Source organism: Occultella gossypii, from assembly GCF_019947135.1.
Classification (GTDB): domain Bacteria; phylum Actinomycetota; class Actinomycetes; order Actinomycetales; family Beutenbergiaceae; genus Occultella; species Occultella gossypii.
Genome location: NZ_JAGSHT010000013.1, coordinates 220,808 through 241,625 on the forward strand (window position 1 = coordinate 220,808; position 20,818 = coordinate 241,625).

General features: G+C 71.7%; 16 protein-coding genes, 1 tRNA gene and 1 other RNA gene. 6 read left to right on the forward strand and 12 right to left on the reverse strand.

The window, feature by feature from the left end:
• Positions 1 to 318 precede the first annotated feature (318 nt).
• The gene (locus KCQ71_RS14435; RefSeq protein WP_223407061.1) at positions 319 to 1,077 is read left to right on the forward strand and encodes an SDR family NAD(P)-dependent oxidoreductase; all 759 of its coding nucleotides are present in this window, start codon (positions 319 to 321) and stop codon (positions 1,075 to 1,077) included.
• 18 nt (positions 1,078 to 1,095) lie between these two features.
• Here the strand turns inward: KCQ71_RS14435 and KCQ71_RS14440 are convergent, their stop codons facing one another.
• Genes KCQ71_RS14440 through KCQ71_RS14455 form a run of 4 tightly spaced genes read right to left on the reverse strand, consistent with a single transcriptional unit; the run spans position 1,096 to position 5,400 of the window.
• Positions 1,096 to 2,217 (reverse strand): bifunctional 2-methylcitrate synthase/citrate synthase, encoded by a 1,122-nt coding sequence (locus KCQ71_RS14440; protein ID WP_223407063.1) that lies wholly within the window; start codon positions 2,215 to 2,217, stop codon positions 1,096 to 1,098.
• 47 nt (positions 2,218 to 2,264) lie between these two features.
• Positions 2,265 to 3,158 carry a methylisocitrate lyase gene (prpB, locus tag KCQ71_RS14445; protein ID WP_223407065.1) on the reverse strand — a complete coding sequence of 298 codons (894 nt, stop codon included), beginning with the start codon at positions 3,156 to 3,158 and terminating at the stop codon, positions 2,265 to 2,267.
• Positions 3,158 to 4,672, reverse strand: coding sequence for an MmgE/PrpD family protein (locus KCQ71_RS14450; RefSeq protein WP_223407067.1), 1,515 nt, complete (start codon positions 4,670 to 4,672; stop codon positions 3,158 to 3,160). Before KCQ71_RS14450 ends, prpB begins: the two co-directional genes overlap by 1 nt.
• A gap of 14 nt (positions 4,673 to 4,686) precedes the next feature.
• Positions 4,687 to 5,400 (reverse strand): GntR family transcriptional regulator, encoded by a 714-nt coding sequence (locus tag KCQ71_RS14455; RefSeq protein WP_223407069.1) that lies wholly within the window; start codon positions 5,398 to 5,400, stop codon positions 4,687 to 4,689.
• Between the two features lie 213 nt (positions 5,401 to 5,613).
• Here KCQ71_RS14455 and KCQ71_RS14460 point away from each other — a divergent pair, with 213 nt between their 5' ends.
• Positions 5,614 to 7,491 carry a S9 family peptidase gene (locus tag KCQ71_RS14460; RefSeq protein ID WP_223407071.1) on the forward strand — a complete coding sequence of 626 codons (1,878 nt, stop codon included), beginning with the start codon at positions 5,614 to 5,616 and terminating at the stop codon, positions 7,489 to 7,491.
• A gap of 68 nt (positions 7,492 to 7,559) precedes the next feature.
• Here the strand turns inward: KCQ71_RS14460 and KCQ71_RS14465 are convergent, their stop codons facing one another.
• The 3 genes from KCQ71_RS14465 to KCQ71_RS14475 form a co-directional block, all read right to left on the reverse strand.
• Positions 7,560 to 8,594, reverse strand: a complete 1,035-nt coding sequence (locus tag KCQ71_RS14465) for an aspartate-semialdehyde dehydrogenase (RefSeq protein ID WP_223407073.1) — start codon at positions 8,592 to 8,594, stop codon at positions 7,560 to 7,562.
• A 2-nt stretch (positions 8,595 to 8,596) separates the two neighbouring features.
• Entirely contained in the window at positions 8,597 to 9,868 is a 1,272-nt protein-coding gene (locus KCQ71_RS14470; protein WP_223407075.1) for an aspartate kinase, read from the reverse strand.
• Positions 9,869 to 9,955: 87 nt separating this feature from the next.
• A complete protein-coding gene (locus KCQ71_RS14475) occupies positions 9,956 to 10,774 on the reverse strand; it encodes a sulfite exporter TauE/SafE family protein (protein WP_223407341.1) in 819 nt (272 codons plus the stop codon).
• Between the two features lie 153 nt (positions 10,775 to 10,927).
• Between KCQ71_RS14475 and KCQ71_RS14480 the strand changes: the two genes are divergently transcribed.
• Both KCQ71_RS14480 and KCQ71_RS14485 read left to right on the forward strand, forming a co-directional pair.
• The gene (locus KCQ71_RS14480) at positions 10,928 to 11,935 is read left to right on the forward strand and encodes an ABC transporter ATP-binding protein (protein ID WP_223407077.1); all 1,008 of its coding nucleotides are present in this window, start codon (positions 10,928 to 10,930) and stop codon (positions 11,933 to 11,935) included.
• Positions 11,932 to 13,020 (forward strand): ABC transporter permease, encoded by a 1,089-nt coding sequence (locus KCQ71_RS14485; protein ID WP_223407079.1) that lies wholly within the window; start codon positions 11,932 to 11,934, stop codon positions 13,018 to 13,020. The genes KCQ71_RS14480 and KCQ71_RS14485 overlap by 4 nt, the downstream gene beginning before the upstream one ends.
• A gap of 114 nt (positions 13,021 to 13,134) precedes the next feature.
• Here KCQ71_RS14485 and KCQ71_RS14490 read toward each other — a convergent pair whose 3' ends face one another.
• From KCQ71_RS14490 to KCQ71_RS14510, 5 genes are all read right to left on the reverse strand, one after another.
• The gene (locus KCQ71_RS14490; protein WP_223407081.1) at positions 13,135 to 13,713 is read right to left on the reverse strand and encodes a DUF5063 domain-containing protein; all 579 of its coding nucleotides are present in this window, start codon (positions 13,711 to 13,713) and stop codon (positions 13,135 to 13,137) included.
• The gene (gene recR, locus KCQ71_RS14495; RefSeq protein WP_223407083.1) at positions 13,706 to 14,311 is read right to left on the reverse strand and encodes a recombination mediator RecR; all 606 of its coding nucleotides are present in this window, start codon (positions 14,309 to 14,311) and stop codon (positions 13,706 to 13,708) included. Before recR ends, KCQ71_RS14490 begins: the two co-directional genes overlap by 8 nt.
• A complete protein-coding gene (locus KCQ71_RS14500; RefSeq protein WP_223407085.1) occupies positions 14,311 to 17,421 on the reverse strand; it encodes a DNA polymerase III subunit gamma and tau in 3,111 nt (1,036 codons plus the stop codon). Before KCQ71_RS14500 ends, recR begins: the two co-directional genes overlap by 1 nt.
• Before the next feature lie 121 nt (positions 17,422 to 17,542).
• Positions 17,543 to 17,639: signal recognition particle sRNA small type (gene ffs, locus KCQ71_RS14505), an RNA gene on the reverse strand.
• Positions 17,640 to 17,742: 103 nt separating this feature from the next.
• The gene (locus KCQ71_RS14510) at positions 17,743 to 19,083 is read right to left on the reverse strand and encodes a hemolysin family protein (protein WP_223407087.1); all 1,341 of its coding nucleotides are present in this window, start codon (positions 19,081 to 19,083) and stop codon (positions 17,743 to 17,745) included.
• Positions 19,084 to 19,309: 226 nt separating this feature from the next.
• Between KCQ71_RS14510 and KCQ71_RS14515 the strand changes: the two genes are divergently transcribed.
• Both KCQ71_RS14515 and KCQ71_RS14520 read left to right on the forward strand, forming a co-directional pair.
• Positions 19,310 to 19,397: transfer RNA gene (locus tag KCQ71_RS14515), tRNA-Ser, on the forward strand.
• Between the two features lie 167 nt (positions 19,398 to 19,564).
• Positions 19,565 to 20,761 carry a tyrosine-type recombinase/integrase gene (locus KCQ71_RS14520; RefSeq protein ID WP_223407089.1) on the forward strand — a complete coding sequence of 399 codons (1,197 nt, stop codon included), beginning with the start codon at positions 19,565 to 19,567 and terminating at the stop codon, positions 20,759 to 20,761.
• Positions 20,762 to 20,818 lie beyond the last annotated feature (57 nt).

Genomic DNA, 20,818 nt, shown 5'->3' on the forward strand with positions numbered 1-20,818 from the left:
CCGGAGCGCCCGCCTCAATGGCGAAAGGGCGGGACCGGTAATGGTCCACGCCCTGTGTCGGCTCCGGTTGCGCGCGTCAGTGGCTGAGCGCGACGGCCGGGGCCGACACGCTAAACCAATACTGCTGTGCGCAACGCATGAGGTGAGGATACACACCCGGTGAGGCTGCGCCGTCGGGCGTCTCACCACACCCGGACCCAGATACCCGGGCGGCGTGCCGTCCCCGCGCCTAGCCTTGGGGTGGGGCCCCAACGACAGGTGCGGCGTGCCATCCGCGCACCTAGCCTTGGGGTGGGGCCCCAACGACAGGAGAGCGCGATGACTGACCTTCCATTCGGCGACCGGGTTGCGATCGTGACCGGCGCCGGCTCGGGCCTGGGCGAGGCGATCGCGAAGGAGCTCGCGGCCGGCGGCGCCGCGGTGGTGGTCAGCGACCTGAACCTCGACAGCGCGACCCGGGTCTCCGAGGAGATCGTGGCGGCCGGCGGCAGCGCGTCCCCGTTCGCGCACGACGTGGCGAGCGCGGACACCTCGCGCGCTCTCGTGGCGCACACAGTGACCACGTACGGCGGCCTGCATCTGGCCGTGAACAACGCCGGCATCGGCGGCGCGCAAGCGCCCGTCGGCGAGGTCGACCTGACCGACTGGAACCGGGTCATCGACATCAACCTGAACGGCGTCCTGTACGGGATGCGGTACCAGATCCCGGAGATGCTCAAGGATCCGCGGCGCAGCGCGATCGTGAACATGGCCTCGATCCATGGCGCGGTGGCGGCGCCCGGCAACGCCGCCTACACCGCGGCCAAGCACGCCATCGTCGGGCTCACCAAGAACGCGGCCGCGGAGTACGGCCCGGCGGGCCTGCGGATCAACTCCGTCGGCCCCGCGTACATCGACACCCCGCTCCTGCTGGACCTGCCCGACGAGTTCCGTGCCGCCCTGATCGGCAAGCACCCGCTCGGCCGGCTCGGGCTGCCCGAGGAGGTCTCCGCGCTGGTCTGCTTCCTGCTCTCGGACCGGGCCAGCTTCATCACCGGCAGCTACCACCTGGTCGACGGCGGCTACACGGCCGTGTAACCGCCGTCGACCGTGCTGTCAGGCTCGCGTGGGAACCTCCCGCTGGTCCGGTCCGACGTACTCGCTCAGCGGCCGGATCAGCGCGTTCGAGGCGGCCTGCTCCATGATGTGCGCGGTCCACCCGGTCACCCGGGACGCCACGAACAGCGGCGTGAAGGTCGGGGTGTCGAAACCCATCAGGTGGTAGGCGGGACCGGCCGGGTAGTCCAGGTTGGGCTTGATGTTCTTGCTCCTCGCCATCGCCTGCTCGAGCGTGGTGTACAGGTCGCCGAGATCGGGCCGGTCGTAGTGGGCCACCAGGTCGTCCAGGACGGACTTCATCGTCGGCACCCGGGAGTCGCCGTTCTTGTAGACCCGGTGCCCGAAGCCCATGATCTTCTTCTTGTTCGCGAGCGCGTCCTCCAGCCAGGCCTCGGCGGCGTCGGCGGACCCGATCTCGTCGAACGTGGCCATCACGGCCTCGTTCGCGCCACCATGCAGCGGCCCCTTGAGCGCACCGATCGCACCGACCACGGCCGAGTGCAGATCCGCCAGCGTCGAGGTGATCACGCGGGCAGTGAAGGTGGAGGCGTTGAAGGAGTGCTCCGCGTAGAGGACCATCGAGACCTCGAACGCGCGCACCACCTCCGGCTCGGGGACCTCGCCGAACGTCATGTACAGGAAGTTCTCGGCGTAGCCGAGGTCCGCACGCGGCGGCACGAGCTCCTGGCCGCGGCGACGGCGCTGGTCGAAGGCGACGACGGCGGGGAGCTGGGCGAACAGGCGCAGAGACTTCGCGAGGCTCGCCTCGGGCGAGGGGTCCTCGGCGGCCGGGTCGTGCGCGCCGATGACGGAGACCGCGGTACGGCACACATCCATCGGGTGGCAGGTGGTGGGCAGGGACGTGATGACGTCCACGACGCCGTCGGGCAGGGCCCGCTGGGCACGCTCGGCCTCGTTCTGGGCCGCCAGCTCGGCCTCCGTGGGCAGCTCGCCGTGCCAGAGCAGGTAGGCGACCTCCTCGAACGAGCAGTGCGCGGCAAGGTCCTGCACGGGGTAGCCGCGGTAGAGCAGCGAGTTGGTCTCGGGGTTGACCTTGGAGATGGAGGTGACGTCGACGACGACCCCGGCCAGCCCCTTCTTGATGTCGGTCTCGGTCATGGTGTGTCCTCCATCGGTCGGTGGATCGGTGCTGCTGGGGTGCCGGCTCAGGGCCGGTAGGTGAAGATCTCGGAGTCGAACTCGTTGTACGCGGCGTAGTCGAGCAGCTCGTAGAGCCGGGCACGGGTCTGCATCCGGGGCACCACGCCCGCCTGGGTGCCGGCGGCCACGATCTCGTCCAGGCCCCGCTCGGCCTCCCCCATCGCCAGCCGCAGCAGGGTCACCGGGTAGATCACGATGCGCACCCCGGCGGAGGCGAGCTCGGCGGTGGTGAACAGCTCGGACTTCCCGAACTCGGTCATGTTCGCGAGCACCGGCACGTCCACCGCGGACGCCACGGCCTCGAACTCACCGAGGTCGGCCATCGCCTCCGGGAAGATCGCGTCCGCGCCGGCATCGACGAGTGCCTTGGCCCGGTCGACCGCGGCGTCGAGCCCGTCGATGGCGCGCACGTCGGTGCGGGCCATGATGAGGAAGTCCGGGTCACGCCGGGCGTCCGCGGCGGCGCGGATCCGCTTGACCGCGTCACCGAGCCCCACCACGGACTTACCGTCGAGGTGCCCGCACCGCTTCGGGTTGACCTGGTCCTCGATGTGGGCGCCGGCGAGCCCGGCGTCCTCGAGGATCTGGATGGTGCGTGCCACGTTCATGGGTTCGCCGAAGCCGGTGTCCGCGTCCACGATCGAGGGCAGGTTCGTCATCCGGGCGATCTGCCCGGAGCGGGCCGCCACCTCGGTCAGCGTGGTGAGCCCGATGTCCGGCAGGCCGAGGTCGGCCGACAGCACGGCCCCGGAGATGTAGACACCCTCGAAGCCCTTCTCCTCGATCAGCCGTGCCGAGAGCGGGTTGAACGCCCCTGGCAGGCGCAGCAGGTCCGGGCCGGCAAGGGCCTCGCGCAGCCTGCGCCGCTTCTCCGACGCACTCGTCGGTGCGTGCAACATCAGAACAGGCCCTTCGGCGAGCGCACCGTCCCGAGCAGCCCCGACCGGGCGACCACGGTGAGCTGGGACAGTTGGCCCGCCTCGAGCTCCGGCAGCCGGGCCGCGACCGCGAGGAACCGGTCGATCTCGGCCGGCTCGAGGACGCCGTCGGCCAGGGTGCGGAACTTCTCCACGTACTGCGCGCGCTCGAACGGACGGGCGCCGAGCGGGTGCGCGTCGGCCACGGCGATCTCCTCGACGATCCGCTGCCCGTCGACGGTGGTGATCTCCATCCGGCCCCCGAACGCCTTCTCGGCCGGGTCGGTGGAGTGGTACCGGCGGGTCCACTCCGGGTCCTCGGCCGTGGTGATCTTGCGCCACAGGTCCACGGTGTCCGGGCGGTTGGCCCGCTCCGGGGCGTAGGAGCGCTCGTGGTGCCAGGCGCCGTCCTGCAGCGCCACCGCGACGATGTACGGGATGGAGTGGTCGAGCGTCTCGCGGGTGGCCGACGGCGAGTACTTCTGCGGGTCGTTCGCGCCCGAGCCGATCACGTAGTGGGTGTGGTGGCTGGTGTGGATCACGATCGAGGCGATCCGGCCCGGGTCGGCCAGATCGGGGCGGGTCCGGTGCAGGCGCCGGGCCAGGTCGATGAGCGCCTGCGACTGGTACTCGGCCGAGTGCTCCTTCGTGTACGTGTCGAGGATCCCGGTGCGCGGCTCCCCCGGGCCGGGCAGCGGCACGTCGTAGGTCGCGTCCGGGCCGTCCAGGAGCCAGGCGATCACGCCGTCCTCGCCCTCGTAGATCGGCTCGGGGGACGTCTGACCGCGCATCGCCCGGTCCACGGCCTCGATCGCGAGCTTGCCGGCAAGCGCGGGCGCGTAGGCCTTCCAGGTCGAGATCTGGCCCTTGCGGGACTGTCGGGTCGCGGTCGTGGTGTGCAGGGCCTGGCCGATGGCCTGGAAGATCGTCTCGGTGTCCAGCCCGAGCAGGGTGCCGATCCCGGCGGCGGCGCTCGGCCCGAGGTGGGCCACGTGGTCGATCTTGTGCTTGTGCAGGCTGATCGCCCGGACCAGGTCCACCTGGATCTCGTACCCGGTGGTGATGCCGCGGACCAGGTCCGCACCGGAGGCGCCGGCGTGCTGGGCGACCGCGAGGATCGGTGGGATGTTGTCCCCGGGGTGGGAGTACTCGGCGGCCAGGAACGTGTCGTGATAATCGAGCTCACGCACGGCGACCCCGTTCGCCCACGCGGCCCACTCGGGGCTCACCCGCAGGTCCGGGCTGCGCCCGAACACCGTCGATCCGGGCGTGTACGGGTGCGCGAGGGCCTGCGAGCGCGCCGCCACCACCGGGGCCCGCAGCAGCGAGGCGGTCGCCACGGCGGCGTTGTCGATCACCCGGTTGATGATCATCTCGGTGACCTCCGCGGTCACCGGCACCGGGTCGGTCGCGAGCTCCGCCAATTTCCAGGCGAGCTGCTCGGATCGGGGCAGGTCCTCGTCGCTGCGGTGGGTGCGTACCTGGTGGGTGATCATGGGCGTCTCCGATTTCACGCGGTGGGTTCGTTGACCGATGGCGCGGGTGGCCCCGTCGGTGCTGGTCGTGGCGGTGCCGGTTGCAGCGCGGCGGTCTCGTAGGTGTGCAGGATGTGGCCGAGGCTCGCGCGCAGGTGCACCAGGGTGGCGCTCGAGGCGAGTTCGGCGTCTCCGTCAAGGATGGCCCGGGCCACGACTCGGTGCTCGCCGACGGACTCCAGCAGCCGGGCCGGGTGGTCCCGGGCCACGCGCCGGAGCCGACGCAGGTGCAGCCGCACCCCGTCGAGCGCCTGGGTCAGGAACCGGCTTGCCGCGGCCGCGTCGATGGCGTCGTCGAGGCGCTGCACCAGGTCGTAGTAGGCGGCCCGGTCCTCCGGGCGGCCGAGGTCGAGGTCGACGGCGGCGCCCAGGTCCGCGACGAGCGTCCGGAACGGTCCTGGGTCGCGTCGCTCGGCCGCGAGCCGAGCCAGCCGCGTCTCGACGGCGATCCGCAGGTCGAACAGGTCGCTCACGTCCGCGGGCGCCAGGTCGGTCACGACCGCGCCGCGGGCGCCGGCGCCGCGCACCAGGCCATCGGCTGCGAGCCGGGCGAGGGCCTCGCGGACGGGGGTGCGGGAGACACCCAGCCGCTGCGCCTGCTCCACCTCGCCCAGGGGCGTCCCGGGCGGTAGCCGCCAGTCGAGGATGTCCTGGCGGAGCGCGGAATAGGCCCGTGAGCCAGCCCGCATCTCGTCGCCCTCCTTGGTCAGATCTTGACCCCAGCGTATACATAAGAGCGAATTTTGGCCAGCAAGTGAGGCAAATCCGAATGATATGTATACAACCGGAGGTCCGATCGGCCTGACACCGGAATCGATCCGGCGATCCGTCGCACCGGACGAGCAGATCCGGCCACCTCGAGCACGGCAACCGGGCCGTCATCGTGGTCGTAGGCTGCGGACATGCCGATCGATCGTGCCATTGGCCGCGCCCACCGAGCCGCCGACCGCGCCACCCGGGCCGCTGGGAACACCAACGAGGCGTGGCCCCCGCCGCCCTGGGAGGAGCGCTTCCGAGCACGCCGGGTGGGCCTGCCCGAGTGGGCCCGGGGCAACCCGGACCGCGCGGTGGTCATCGCGACCGCGGGCGGGGCGCAGCAGGTGCATTCGTGGACCGTCTCCACCGGCGCCTTGGTGCGGGCCACGGACCGTCCGCACGGCACCACCGACGCGACGATCGACCCTACGGGGGCGTGGATCTGGTGGTTCGACGACACCGACGGTGACGAGCTCGGCACCTGGCGCCGGCAGCCGTTCGCCTCGACGGTGACCCGCCGGCCCGAGCACCCCATCAACCTGCCGCCCGCCTACGATGCCGGACTCCTCCTCCACGACGACGGCACCGCCGTCATCGGCCGCAGCGACGACGCCTACGGAACCCAGATCCACGCCGTCCGCGCCGGGGTACCCGACGCGGTGCCGGTGCCGCTGTACCACCACGCCCAGGACGCGGAGGCCGCGGCCCTGAGCCGCGACGGCAACCTGGTCGCCGTCGAGCACAGCGAGCGCGGCGACAACCGTCACCCGGCGATCCGGGTGCTCTCCGTGGACAACGGCGCCCGGATCGCCGATCTCGACGACGGGCCCGGCCTCGGGCTGTGGGCGATCGCGTTCGCACCACTGCCCGGGGACCCGCGGCTTCTGGTGCGGCACGAGCGTTCCGGCGCCAACCGGCTGCTGATCTGGGACGTGCGCACCGGACTGATCCGGCCGATCGACCCGGGCCTGCCGGGCGACGTCGCCGATGCCGACTTCTTCCCCGACGGACGCTCCCTGCTCATCGCCCAGGACCACGAGGCGCGCACCCTGCTGTTCCGCTACGACCTCCAGGACGGCTCCGTACGCCAGGTGGGTTCCGCCGTCGGCACCGTCTCCGGGGCCACGCCCCGTCCGGACGGCGACGTCTGGATCGCGCGCTCGTCGGCCGCCGAGCCCCGCGAGGTGGTCTCGGCCGCCACCGGCGCCGCCCTGATCACGTTGAACGGGCCGCGACCGCCGGCGTCCGTGCCGGTGGAGGACGTCTGGGCGGATGGCCCGGGCGGGCGCATCCACGGCCTGCTGCGCCGCCCGTCGACGGGCTCCGCCCCCTACCCGGTGGTCGTGGACGTGCACGGCGGCCCCACCTGGCACGACTCGGACTCCTTCGACCCGTACGCGGCGGCGTGGACCGACCACGGCTTCGCGGTCCTGAAGGTGAACTACCGCGGCTCCACCGGGTACGGCTCCGCGTGGCGGGACGCGCTCCAGGCGAAGGTCGGCTTCACCGAGCTCGCCGACATCGCCGCCGTGCACGACGCCCTAGTCGCGGACGGCACGCTCGATGCGAACCGGTCGGTGCTGGTCGGTGCCTCCTGGGGTGGGTACCTGACCCTGCTCGGGCTGGGCACCCAGCCGGAGCGGTGGACCCTCGGGGTCGCCGGGGTGCCTGTCGCCGACTACATCGCCGCCTATGAGGACGAGATGGACAGCCTGAAGGCGTTCGACCGGTCCCTGTTCGGCGGCTCGCCGGAGGAGGTGCCGGACGCCTACCGGGTCTCCTCACCGCTGACCTACGTCGACGCGGTGCGGGCACCGGTGCTGATCCTCGCCGGCCAGAACGACCCGCGGTGCCCGTACCGGCAGATCGAGAACTACGTGACCGCGCTGCGCGGCCACGGCGCCACCGTGGAGACGTACACCTATGACGCCGGCCACGGGTCCCATGTGGACCACGAGCGGGTGCGGCAGATGCGCGCCGAGCTCGAGTTCGTGCTCCGGCATCTCCCGGGCGCGCGGGCCTGACGCCCAGGCACTGTCCCCGGCTCGCCAGGGGTGGTGGGCTGCCTCTCGGGGCCGCCCACCACCGACTCTCAGCGGGCCGCGAGCAGCTCCGCGATCTGGATGGTGTTCAGCGCGGCACCCTTGCGCAGGTTGTCGCTGGAGACGAACAGGGCCAGGCCGCGACCGTCCGGCACGCCCGGGTCCTGACGGATCCGGCCGACGAAGCTCGGGTCCTGACCGGCCGCCTCGAGCGGGTTCGGCACCTCGGAGAGCTGCACACCGGGTGCGGCGGCCAGGAGCTCGGTGGCCCGGGCCACGCTGAGCGGCTGCGCGAACTCCGCGTTCATGGACAGCGAGTGCCCGGTGAACACCGGCACGCGCACGCAGGTGCCGGAGACCAGCAGCTCGGGCAGGCCGAGGATCTTGCGGGACTCGTTGCGCAGCTTCTGGTCCTCGTCGGTCTCACCGGAGCCGTCGTCGACCAGGTTGCCGGCGAGAGCGACCACGTTGAACGCGATCGGTGCCACGTACTTGTTCGGCTCGGGGAAGGTGACCGCCTTGCCGTCCTGGGCCAGTGCCTTGGTGTCCTGCCCGACGGCGGCCCGGATCTGGGAGTCGAGTTCCTCCACGCCGGCGACGCCGCTGCCGGAGACCGCCTGGTAGGTCGACACGATGAGCCGCTGCAGGCCGGCCGCGTCATGCAGGGCCTTCAGCACCGGCATCGCGGCCATCGTGGTGCAGTTCGGGTTCGCGATGATGCCCTTGCGCGCATCCGCGATCGCCTCGGGGTTCACCTCGGAGACCACCAGCGGCACGTCCGGGTCCATCCGGAACGCCGAGGAGTTGTCCACCACGGTCACGCCGGCCGCGGCGAACCGCGGGGCCTGCGTCCGGGAGGTGCTCGCACCGGCGGAGAACACGGCGATGTCCAGGTCGGAGACGTCCGCCGTGGCGGCGTCCTCGACCACGATGTCCTCGCCCTTCCAGGGCAGCGTGGTCCCCGCGGAGCGGGCGGACGCGAAGTACCGCACCGCATCCGCGGGAAAGTCACGTTCCTCGAGCAGCCGGCGCATCACGGCGCCCACCTGCCCGGTGGCGCCGACGACGCCGATCCGTACGCCCATGTTCAACGTCCCGTTCCGCCGTAGACCACGGCCTCGACCTCGTCGGCGTCCAACCCGAACGCCGTGTGCACCGCTCGTACCGCCGAGTCCAGGTCCTCGCTGCGGGTGACCACCGAGATGCGGATCTCCGAGGTGGAGATCATCTCGATGTTGATGCCGGCGTCCCGCAGGGCACCGAAGAGCCGCGCGGAGACCCCGGGGTGGGAGCGCATCCCGGCGCCGACCAGGGACAGCTTGCCCACGCCCTCGTCGTAGCTGAGGCTTTGGTAGCCGAGCTCGGTGGCCGTCGCCTCCAACGCTTCCTTCGCCGCCTTCGACTGGTCGGCCGGCAGGGTGAAGGAGATGTCGGTCCGACCGGTCTCCTGCTCGGACACGTTCTGCACGATCATGTCGATGTTCACGCCCGCGGCCGCGACGGCCTCAAACAGCTGCGCGGCCTTGCCCGGCACGTCCGGGACGCCGACGACGGTGACCTTGCCCTGGGAGCTGTCATGGGCCACGCCGGAGATGATGGGGTTTTCCATTGGTCCTTCTTCGGGGTCTGCATCGGTCACGAGCGTGCCCTCGTTGAGCGAGAACGAACTGCGCACGTGAATAGGAACGCCGTAGCGGCGGGCATATTCCACAGCCCGCAGGTGCAGGATCTTCGCGCCGTTGGCCGCCATCTCGAGAGTCTCCTCGGTGGTGATCCGGTCGATCCGGCGCGCGGCCGGCACGATCCGCGGATCGGCGGTGAACAGGCCGTCGACGTCGGTGTAGATCTCACATACGTCGGCGCCGAGCGCGGCAGCCAGCGCCACGGCGGTGGTGTCCGAGCCGCCGCGGCCGAGGGTGGTCACGTCGTTGGTGTGCTGGGTGACGCCCTGGAAGCCCGCGACGATGGCCACGGCGCCGCCCTCGAGGACCCGCTGGATGCGGCTCGGCGAGACGTCGATGATGCGGGCGTTGCCGTGTGAGGTGTCGGTGATGACACCGGCCTGCTGGCCCGTGAACGCCTGCGCGTCCGTGCCGAGCTCGTGGATCGCGATGGCGAGCAGCGCCATCGAGATCCGCTCGCCGGCGGTCAGGAGGATGTCCATCTCCCGGTTCGGTGGGCTGTCGGAGATCGCGGCGGCGAGGTCGAGCAGCTCATCCGTGGTGTCGCCCATGGCGGAGACCACCACGACCACCTGGTTGCCGGCGGTCTTGGTCTCGGTCACCCGTTTGGCCACGCGCTGAATGCTGGCCGCGTCAGCGACCGACGATCCGCCGAACTTCTGGACGATGAGTGCCACGGAGGCTCCGATGGGGTGGGAAATTGGAACGTCTGATTCTAGATCGGACCAGTGGGTGGACACGTTTCGGTCCGCATCCCGAAATCATCAGCTGCCGCTGATGACGTCCCAGGTGAGCTTGATGATGAGCGCGGCGACCACCACGAGGAACGCGATCCGGATGAAACCGCTGCCCTTCGCCACCGCCATCCGGGTGCCGATGTAGGCGCCGAGGATGTTCGCCGCGCCGACCACGATCCCGATCCCCCAGAGCACCGCGCCGTATGGCACGAAGAACACCAGGGCCCCGAGGTTGGTGGCGAAGTTCACGATCTTCGCGAGCGCGCTCGCAGGTAGGAAGGCGTAGCCCAGCACGCTGACCAGACTGATGACGAGGAAGCTGCCGGTCCCGGGGCCGAGCAGCCCGTCGTACGCACCGATCGCGAGGCCGAGCCCGATGGCCGCGCCGTAGTGCCGGTTCCCGCTCCAGCGCAGGTCCGTGACGGCGCCGAGTTTGGGCTTGGCCGCGGTGTAGATGGCGACGAGGATCAGCACCACGATGATGATCGGGCGCAGGGCCTGCTCGGGGATGTTCGAGGCCAGCGCCGCGCCGCCGACCGCCGCGACGAAGGCAGCGATCGCCATCGGTGCCGCCGTGCGCATGTCCGGATGGACCCGCCGGTAGTACGTGATGGAGCTGGTGGACGTGCCCATGATCGAGCCGACCTTGTTCGTGGCCAGGGCCTGCACGGCGGTGATGTCCGGGACGAACAGCAGCAGGGCCGGGAGCTGGATCAGACCGCCGCCGCCCACCACGGCGTCCACCCAGCCGGCGGCGAACCCGGCCAGCACGAGCAGCGCGATGACACCGAGTGTCAGCTCCAGGCCACCGGTCCCCGGGAGGGTGATGGTGGCGTCGGCGAGCATCGGGGCGTCGGGCACGGAGCAGGTCTACCACCTCCGCCCTCCCGCCGCCGAGCCGGCCCGAACCATGAGGCACACGATCCGGACACAGGATCCACGCAGGGCACGCCGCTGACTCGCCGAACACGGCCGCGCCGGCGCCCTACGGTGAGGTCCATGTCCACACCGCTGCCAGCAGGCGGCCCGCCGCCCGATCCGATCGCGACCGCGCCTCCAGGTCCACCCGGCCCGCCGGCGGGAGCAGCACCGGCGATCCTGGCCCGGGGCCTGCACCGCTCCTTCGGAACCGTCCGGGCGGTGGCCGGGGTGGACCTGGCCGTGCGGCGCGGGTCGGTGACCGCGCTGGTCGGCCCGAACGGGTCCGGCAAGACCACGCTCCTGCTGATCCTCGCCGGCCTGCTCGCCCCCGACCACGGCTCCGTGCTCGTGGCCGGCGCCGATCCCGCCTCCTCGGCCCTGGCCCGGTCCCGGATCGGCTGGATGCCGGACTCCTTCGGCACCTGGGACTCCCTGACCGCCGTCGAGGTGCTCACCACGATGGCCGGTGCCTACCGGCTCGGACGCGAGGAGGGCAGCGCACGCGCGTGGGACCTGCTCCGCGCGGTGCACCTGGACGACCTGGCCACGGCCCCGGCGCACACCCTCTCGCGCGGGCAGAAGCAGCGCCTGGGCATGGCCCGGGCGCTGATCAACTCACCCGACGTGCTGCTGCTGGACGAGCCGGCGTCGGGCCTCGACCCACGCTCGAGGATCGAGATGCGCGCCCTGCTGCGTGGCCTAGCCGCCGGTGGCACCACCGTCCTGATCTCCTCCCACGTCCTCGCGGAGCTGGACGAGATGGTCGACGACGCCGTGTTCCTCACCCGCGGCCGCACCATCAGTGCCGAGCAGCTGGGCACCGGCGCCGGGACGCGCCGGTGGCGGCTGCGTTCGCTCGATCCCGCGGCGCTGCAGCGGTGGGCGGCCCAGGCCGGCGTCCCGCTCGTTGCGGACACGGACACCCCCGACGTCGAAGGCTCGGTCCTCGTCGATGTCGCCGACGATGCGGCCGCCGCGGCGCTGCTCGCCGCAGCGGTCGGTGCGGGGGTTCCGGTGGTCTCGCTCGCTCCTGTCAGCGGTCTGCTCGAGCAGGCCTACCTCACCCTGGATACGGACCGACGATGACGACCTTCACCGTTCCGCTGGAACCGAACCACCCGCCCGTTCCGGAGCCGACGGCTCCCGGCGCTCGGGCGATCTCCTGGCAGGGCGTCCGCACGATCGCCGTCCTGGAGCTGCGCCAACGGATCCGGTCCACGCGTTGGCGGGTCGCCCTGGGGGTCTGGTTCGGGCTGGTCGGCCTGATCAGCCTGCTGATCGGCGGCGCGTTCGCCGCGCTCGGCGGCGACCCGACGTGGGCGTTCGGTCTGGTCCTGATGTTCGTGCTCGGCCTCGGCCTGGTGGTGGCGCCGACGCTCGCGTCCACGGCCATCAACGGGGACCGCAACGCCGGCACGCTCGCCATCCTGCAGGTGACGCTGCTCTCGCCGGCGGACATCGCCGTCGGGAAGCTCCTGGCCGGGTGGGCCGCCGCGCTCGCGTTCCTCACGGTCTCGCTGCCGTTCCTGCTCTGGAGCGCGCTGCTCGGGGGAACGACGGCGGGCGGCTTCGTCCTCTCGCTCGTGGTGCTCGCGCTGCTGCTGGGAGTGGTCTGTGCGATCGGGCTGGGGTTCTCCGCGCTGACCGCCCGGACCGCCGGCTCGAGCGTGCTCACCTACGTGGCCGTCGCCTCACTCACGGTGATCTCGCTGATCCTGTTCGTGCTCACGTTCCCGGCCGTGACCACCACGGAACAGGTGCAGGTACACGGCATCGTCGAGGAGTCGATCGCCGACGGCGGCGAGTACCGGTGCGAGACCTTCACCGACCAGCGCGAAGTCACCCACACCGAGCAGACGTGGTGGCTGCTCGCCATCAACCCGTTCGTGATCCTGGCGGACACCGGCGCCCAGCCCGGCCTCGACCCGGACCGATCGGGCCCGTTCGAAGCGATCCGCGCGGCCACGAACCAGATGCGCAGCGGCCCGCCGGACGTCTTCGAGGAATGCTGGCTGTCCAGCTACGCCGAGCCCAGGGTGGACGACGCCGCGCCGGTCTGGCCGTGGGGCCTGGGCGCGAACCTGCTCCTCGGGGCGGCCGGACTGGCCGTCGCGATCCGCCGGCTCCGCGTGCCCTACCGCACCCTGCCGGGCGGCACCCGGGTGGCGTAGCCGCCGCGACGCGATGCGCGCTCGCCCCTGCGCGCCCACCGAGGCGCCACGGCCTGAGCCGCGCGCAACCGGTCGCCATGGTCCAGTTGCGGCCGCCGCGGAAGCGCCGAGCCCTCAGCCCCCGCCGTGCAGGGCGTCGAACTCGGCCTCACCGGCGACGTCGTCGTCGACGTCCAGGCGCAGGTGCGAGATCAGGCTGAGCAGGATCCGCATCGCGCTGGCCGCGCGCTCGCCCCAGGCCGACAGGTAGGAGAACTGCCACCACCACAGCGCCTCCGAGGGGTTCCCGGCACGGTGGTGCGCCAGCCCCACGCTCATTGCCTGCGCGACGTCCGACAGGTCGTTGCTCAACGCACCGGCGGTGACCTCCGGGCTGACCAACGGGTCCGCCACCTCGGTGTACTCGTCGATCCCCTCCAGCACGTTCGCCAGGGACACCCGGAGCGGCTCGAGGTCACCCTCGGGTCCGTCGTCGGGCTCGAACCGCTCGGCCGGGACGATGTCCACGATCGCGCCCAGACGGGCACCCGCGGCGCTGAGGTCGGAGACGGCGAGCAGCAGCAGCGGGATGGAGGAGTCCGGGCTCACCCCGGCGGCGACCTCACGGACCGTGTCCAGGAATCGCTCGGCGACCCCGGCGGTGGCGGTGGCAAGCACCAGCAGGTCGGCATCCAGACCGTGGTTCTCAGACATCGATGCTCCTCCGTCCCTCGAACGCCCGGCCGAGCGTGATCTCGTCGGCGTACTCCAAGTCTCCACCAACCGGCAGACCGGAGGCGAGGCGGGAGATGGTCAGCCCCATCGGCCGCAGCATCCGGGCCAGGTAGGTGGCCGTTGCCTCGCCCTCCACGTTGGGGTCGGTGGCGATGATGATCTCCTGGATGGCGCCGTCGGCGAGCCGGGTCATCAGCTCCCGGATCCGGAGGTCGTCCGGTCCCACCCCGTCGATCGGGTTGATGGCGCCGCCGAGCACGTGGTAGCGGCCGCGGAACTCCCGGGTGCGCTCGATCGCGACCACATCCTTGGCCTCCTCGACCACGCACAGCATGGCGGGGTCACGGCGCGGGTCCCGGCAGATCCGGCACTGGGTCTCCTCGGAGACGTTGCCGCAGATCTCGCAGAACCGGACCTTGGTCTTGACCTCGGTGAGCACGTGGGCGAGGCGCCGCACGTCCGCCGGGTCGGCCGCAAGGATGTAGAACGCGATCCGCTGCGCGCTCTTGGGACCCACCCCGGGCAGTCGGCCGAGTTCCTCGATGAGGTCGGCGATGATTCCCTCGTATGCGGCCATCAGGGCTGTCCGTCCGTGGTCTCGGTGATCTCATCGATCACGGTGCCGCCGAGCAGGCGCGCCACGAGCGGCGCGCCGATCAGGCCAGAGGACTCGATGTCCGGGTCCGACATGTCGGGTTCGTCGATAGACGCCGCAGGGCCCGACGGCGTCCGGTCGCCGCCGCGCGGGCCGGCGCCGTTGGTCTGGGCTGCGCGGGCGGCCGCGAACGCGGCATCCCGGGCGGACCCGGGCACGCCGCCGCCGGTGGGTGCCGCGGGGCCTGGTGCCGGGCTGCGCGGCGCCGAGGACCGCACGCCTCGGAAGGGCTCGGGCGGGGGGCCGTCATCGAAGTCCGGCGGTTCGGCCGGGGGGATGTCGTCATCCGGTGCCGTTCGCGGCGCACCGCCGGCCGATGGGGTGGGCCGGTCGCCGGGGCCACTCTCGCGCCGCGTGCCACCGGACGGCGGATCCTCGTCCGTGCCGCGACCGTCGTTCGCATCCCTGGAGCCGTCCGATTCACCCGCGCTCGTGCCCGCGTCGTCCCCGGGGATGTCCCAGGGCGGGGGCGGGAAGTCGTCATCCGCGGCGGAACCGCCGGTCCCCGCAGCGCCTGCGAGGGATGCGGTAGCGGCCCGGGCGGGCCGCTCGGGGTCGTCGGACTCGCTGTCTCCGGCGCCGGGAGGCCCGGCCGGCGCACGGCCAGCCGCGGCCTGGGTCGCCGGGCCGGCGGACGGCTGCGACTGTGCCGAGGGTTGGGCGGACAGGTTGCTCGAGCCCTGAGTAGCGGACCCGTGCGACGGCGAGGCGGGACCGGCGGAGGCCGGCCCCTGCGAGGCGCCTGGGGAGGGTTCGGCCGGGTTCGCCGGTGCGATCGGGGTCGCTGGTGGGGCCGGGTTCGCAGGTGCGATCGGAGTCGCAGGTGCGGCTGGGCTCGCCGGTGCGGCCGGTCGGCCCCAGTCGGCCTCGGCGCGACTGACCGCGTCGTTGCCGGGAGTCTGATCACCGGCGGGCGCACCCGCGCCGGCCGGGTCGTGGCCCGCATCGCCGGGCTGGGCGTCCGACTGGCCTGCCGGAGCGCTGCCGTCGGCGACCACGGCATCGATGCGCACGGACAGGCCGAGCGTCTCCGACAGTGCACGCTGCAGGTGCTCGCCGTGGCTGCCGTTACGGAACGCGGAGGCGAGCCCGGGGGTGGAGAACCCGAGTGCGAGGTTGGTGGCGTTCAGATCGACGACCTGGGCGTCCTGGGAGATGAGCGCCCAGGTGGTGCGCTTGATCCTGGTCAGGGTCTCCAGGACCTCGGGCCAGCGCCGGCGCACCTGCTCGGCCGTCATCCCTGCGGATCCGGCGGATGCGGCCGCTGCTGCGGGCGCCGCCGCCGGAGGTGTGGCGGTCGGACGTGGCGTGGCGGCGGCCGGTGGCGCAGCCGGAGCCTCGGCGGCAGCCAGCCGGTCCGGTGCGTCCGGCCGAGGCGCTGCCGAGCCGGACACGGACTGCGCCGAGGCCGACCCAGGGGCTGCGGCCCGCTCGGAGCCGTCGCCGCCGGTAGCTGCGGCCCGCGCGGAGCCGTCTCCGCCCGATCCTGCGCGCCCGGAGGAGTCGCCGCCGGATCCTGCTGCCTCGGAAGCGGCGGCGTCGGATGCTGGCTCCTGGGGTGCAGCGTCGCCGTCGGTGGCACCAGCAGATTCGCCCTGGTCGGTCGGTTCGGCCGAGGCCCGCGCCGCGGCCGCGCTGGCCTGGTCACCGTCAGCCACGTCGACGGCTGCGCCCGCCGCCGGGGAAGGCTGTGGTGGTGTGACCTGCGCGGAAGGGGCCGAGGTCTGGACCGGCGCCGGTGGCTGCGCAGGGGCGGGCGCCTGATCGGCTGCCGGTGCGTAGGCGGCTGCGGGTGCCTGTGGCTGGAGCGCCGCGGGTGTCGGCGCCGGTGACGGAGCGACTGCTGGCCCACGCGGGGCCAGTGGCGCCACGCCGCTGAGTGCGCCCTCGAGCCGGTCGAGCCGGGCGTTGAAGCCATCGACGCCGTCGTCCGCGGCGGGTAGGAGCAGTCGCGCGCAGAGCAGCTCGAGCTGCAGTCGCGGCGACGTCGCCCCGATCATCTCGGTGAGAGCGAGATTCACCAGGTCCGCGGCCCTGGACAGGGTGCCCAGGCCGAGGTGCTGGGCCTGCACGGCCATCCGCGTCAGTTGGTCCTCGGGGACGGCCCGCAGCACCGTGCCCGCCTGTTCCCCGGCGGCGAGTACCACGATCAGGTCTCGCATCCGCTCGAGCAGGTCCTCGACGAACCGGCGCGGCGCGTGTCCGGAGTCGATCACCCGCTCCACCACCCGGAACAGGCTGGCGCCGTCGCGAGCGGAGAGGGCGTCGATCGCGTCGTCGAGCAGCGCGCCGTGGGTGAACCCGAGCAGGGCGACGGCCCGCTCGTAGGTGACCTCGCCCTCGTCGGCGCCGGCGATCAGCTGGTCCAGGACGGACAGGGAGTCCCGCACGGACCCGCCGCCGGCCCTGACAACGAGCGGCAGCACGCCGGAGGCCACGGTCATGTTCTCGGCGGTGGCAAGCCGCTCCAGGTAGGCGGTGAGCTGCTCCGGGGGAACCAGCCGGAACGGGTAGTGGTGGGTCCGGGACCGGATCGTGCCGATGACCTTGTCCGGCTCAGTGGTCGCGAAGATGAACTTCACGTGCGCCGGCGGCTCCTCGACGAGCTTCAGCAGGGCGTTGAACCCCTGCGTGGTGACCATGTGCGCCTCGTCGAGGATGAAGATCTTGTACCGGTCCCGGGCCGGGGCGAACGCGGCGCGCTCCCGCAGCTCGCGGGCATCGTCGACGCCGTTGTGGCTCGCGGCGTCGATCTCGACGACGTCGAGGCTGCCGGGGCCACCCCGGGCAAGTTCCACACAGCTGTCGCAGGTGCCGCACGGAGTGTCGGTGGGCCCCTGGGCGCAGTTGAGGCAGCGCGCAAGGATCCGGGCGGACGTCGTCTTGCCGCAGCCGCGAGGCCCGGAGAACAGGTACGCGTGCGTCACCCGGTTCGCGCGTAGGGCGGCCATCAAGGGTTCGGTGACGTGTTCCTGACCGATCACGTCGGCGAACGTCTCTGGCCGATAGCGGCGATACAGCGCGGTGCTCACCCGATCACAATAGGCGGCGGCACCGACACCGCACACTCGCCTGTGTCCATCGGGCCCGAACCCGGCCCGAACCCCACTGTGCCGGGCACTGGCCCGCCGCGACCCGCACCCTCCACGGGGCATGAAGGACCCCCCGCGCACCCATCAGAGCCCACCTGCCCTTGCTGCCTTCCGGCCCTGGGGGGATTCAGCGGGATGACGCCACACGGGGGGTCTGCCGTCCAGTCTAACTGGACTCGCGGATAGGTTCGAACCGCCCAAGGCGACCGCACCGGTGACGGCGACCATCCGCCGTCGGGCATCAGCCTTCGGTCTACCGGCTCAGCCGCCGGACTCGGTCCGGCGCACCCGAACCGTGACGATCCGGTGCCCATCGATCTCGACCACCTCGAGGACATGGTCACCGGCCGGCACGACGTCGCCGACCTTCGCGACCCGGCCGAGCCGGTCCAGGAAATACCCGCCGACGGTCTCGTAGTCGCCCTCGTCCGCCAGCTCGAAGCCCGCCCGCTCGGCGAAGTCCTCCAGGTTGAGCCCGGCGTCGATCAGCCCGTCGTCCTCAGCGGGCGAAGGCGCGCCGACGAGCTCGATGTCGTGCTCGTCGTGGATCTCGCCGACCAGTTCCTCGACAAGGTCCTCGAGCGTGACGATGCCGTCCGTGCCGCCGTACTCGTCGATGACGACGGCGATGTGGATACGGGCGCGTCGCATGATGGACATCGACGGCAGCAGAGCGTTCGTGGACGGCAGCACTACCACCTCGCGGGCCAGGTCCCGGACCTTGCGCACCGTCGGCGAGGGGCGCACAGTCGCGGGGACCTCCTCGTCGTCGGCGGCGAGAGTGGCGACGTCCGCGAGGAACAGATCCCGCACGTGCACGAAGCCGAGGATGTCGTCGAAGTTCTCGCCGATGACGGGATAGCGGGAGTACGGCTGGTCCGCGATAAACCTGGTCGCATCCCGGATGCCGAGGTCCCCGTCGAGGAAGGCGACCTCGTGGCGGGGGCGCATCACCTCGCTGACCGAACGCTCGCCGGCGTCGAACACGTCCCGCAGGATCTGACGCTCGTCCTCGGGCAGACCCTCGTGGGCGATGACCATGCCTCGAAGTTCCTCGTCGGTCATCTCTTCGTTCTTGGCGTTCGGGTCACCCCCGAAGAGCCGTACGACGGCATTGGTGGAGACCGAGAGCAGCCAGATCACCGGTCGCATCAGGGCCGAGAACCGGTCCAGGAGCGGGCCGACGCCGAGGGCGACCCCGGTCGAACGCTGCAGTGCGAACCGCTTCGGCACCAGCTCGCCGAGGACCAGCGACAGGTAGGCGATCACGAGCGTCATCACGATCAGGGACAGGGTGCTCGCCACGGACTCGGGCATCCCCCAGCCGACCAGGGCCGGCACGAAGTCCGGCGCGATCGTGGACGCGCCGTACGCGGCGGAGAAGAACCCGGCGACCGTGACCCCGATCTGGACGGAGGCGAGGAACCGGTTCGGGTCGCGGGCCACGGCGGCCACCCGGGCGCCGCGGTCGCTCTGCTCGGCGAGCTGGTCGATCTGGCTCTCCCGGAGCGAGACCAGCGCGATCTCGGTGGCCGCGAAGACCCCGCCGATCAGGATGAACAACAGCACGAGGCCGAAGCTGACGAGCGTGCCGCCGTCCATCAGGCGGCCGTTCGGGTGGCGTGTGTGGCGGCGCGATCAGTGCCGCGGGCTGGGCCCGCCGTGCCTAGGCGCGGTCGGGATCGTCGATGCGGAGGGTCGTCCATGTCACCATGCAACCGTCAGCAGCCCCACCGGCGCAACCGGCCGAGGTCCGGCTGTGCTGCGGCTCACTCCGATCGGTTCGGAGCGGCGCTCCAACTCGGGTATCCTCTTTGAGGCCTGACCAGGAGGATTCGCCTAGTGGCCTATGGCGCACGCTTGGAAAGCGTGTTGGGTGCAAGCCCTCGGGGGTTCGAATCCCCCATCCTCCGCCAGCACCTCCCAGAATCTCGCCGAAACCCGCAGTTTTCGGCGAGATTCTGCCGTTTCTGGCCGTTGCCCTGATGTGCAGGGATAGGCATGAACGAGCCCCTTGCGGCAGAATTTCTGACACAACGCTGACACAGACAAGGTCGATGTGTCAGCGGAGAGGAGGTCCAGGATGGTCGCTACGAGCCTTCCACGCGGGATCGTCCGGTTCCGAGAACGCTACCGGGTGCGCCTCGATGTCGACGGAACCACGCACAGCCTGGGCGTCTTCGACACCCTGGGCGACGCAAGGGCCGCACTCGACATCGCCAAGGGCCAGCGCGCCCGGGGCACCTTCGTCCCGCCCAGCCAGGTGCGCGCCGAGCGCCGGGCGGCCAAAACCAAGGCCGAGACCGACGCCCTCACGCTCGGCGAGTGGGCCGAGCAGTGGCTGGAGGCACTCGCGGCCAACCCGGAGCGCTCCCCCTCGACCGTGCTGTCGTACCGGTCTGTACTGCGCACCCACGTGCTGCCCGAGCTCGGCAGCACCCGCCTGGTCGACCTCACCCCGCAGCAGGTCGCCGCTCACCTCGCGACGCTGCGGGCAATGCCGTCGAAGCGTCACCCGGGTGCGCGGGCCAACGGTGTGGCACCAAACGCGGCCAGGGTGCTGCGCTCGTGCCTCAATGCCGCTGTCAGGCGACCGGACATCGGTCTGGCGTCGTTCGCGTTCCCAGAGGCACCGTCGCAGGCCCAGGTCCGGCCGGAAGAGGAGGACGGCGACGTGGCGACGCCCGAGCAGGTCGCCGCGATGGCTGCGGCGATGCCGGAGCATCTGCGCACCGCCGTGCTGCTCGCCGCCTGGTGCGCCCTGCGGCTGGGCGAGGTGCTCGGGCTCGAGCGCCGCGACTTGGAACACCTGGACGACCCCGCGCGAGCCGTGCTGCACGTCCGCCGGCAGTGGAACACCAAGGCAGGGAGGCTGACAGACCCGAAGCGCGGCAGCAAGCGCAGCATCGCAATCCCGGCCTCCCTACTACCGATCCTGAGCGACCACATCGAGACCCACGCGGCCCCAGGCCGCGACGGCCCGCTCTTCACTCCCCCAACCCGGCGTGGCCGACGCATCTCCCAGACCGCATTCGACAGGTACTGGCGCGATGCGAGGAGGGCCGTCGGCCGCGACTCGTTCCGCTTCCACAGCCTCCGCCACACCGGCCTGACCGAGTACGCCCGCCAGGGCGCGACCCTCGCCGACCTCCTGGAGCGCGGCGGTCACACCGACGTCTCCGTCGCTCTGAGATACCAACACGCCTCCGCCCAGCGGGACCGCGAACTGACAGGCCGACTCGATCGACTCGTCATACTCGACCCGTCACGAACGGACTGAAGCGACGACTTCGGCGTTTCGCTCGGACACGAGAGAGATATGCGAAGCTCGAACCTT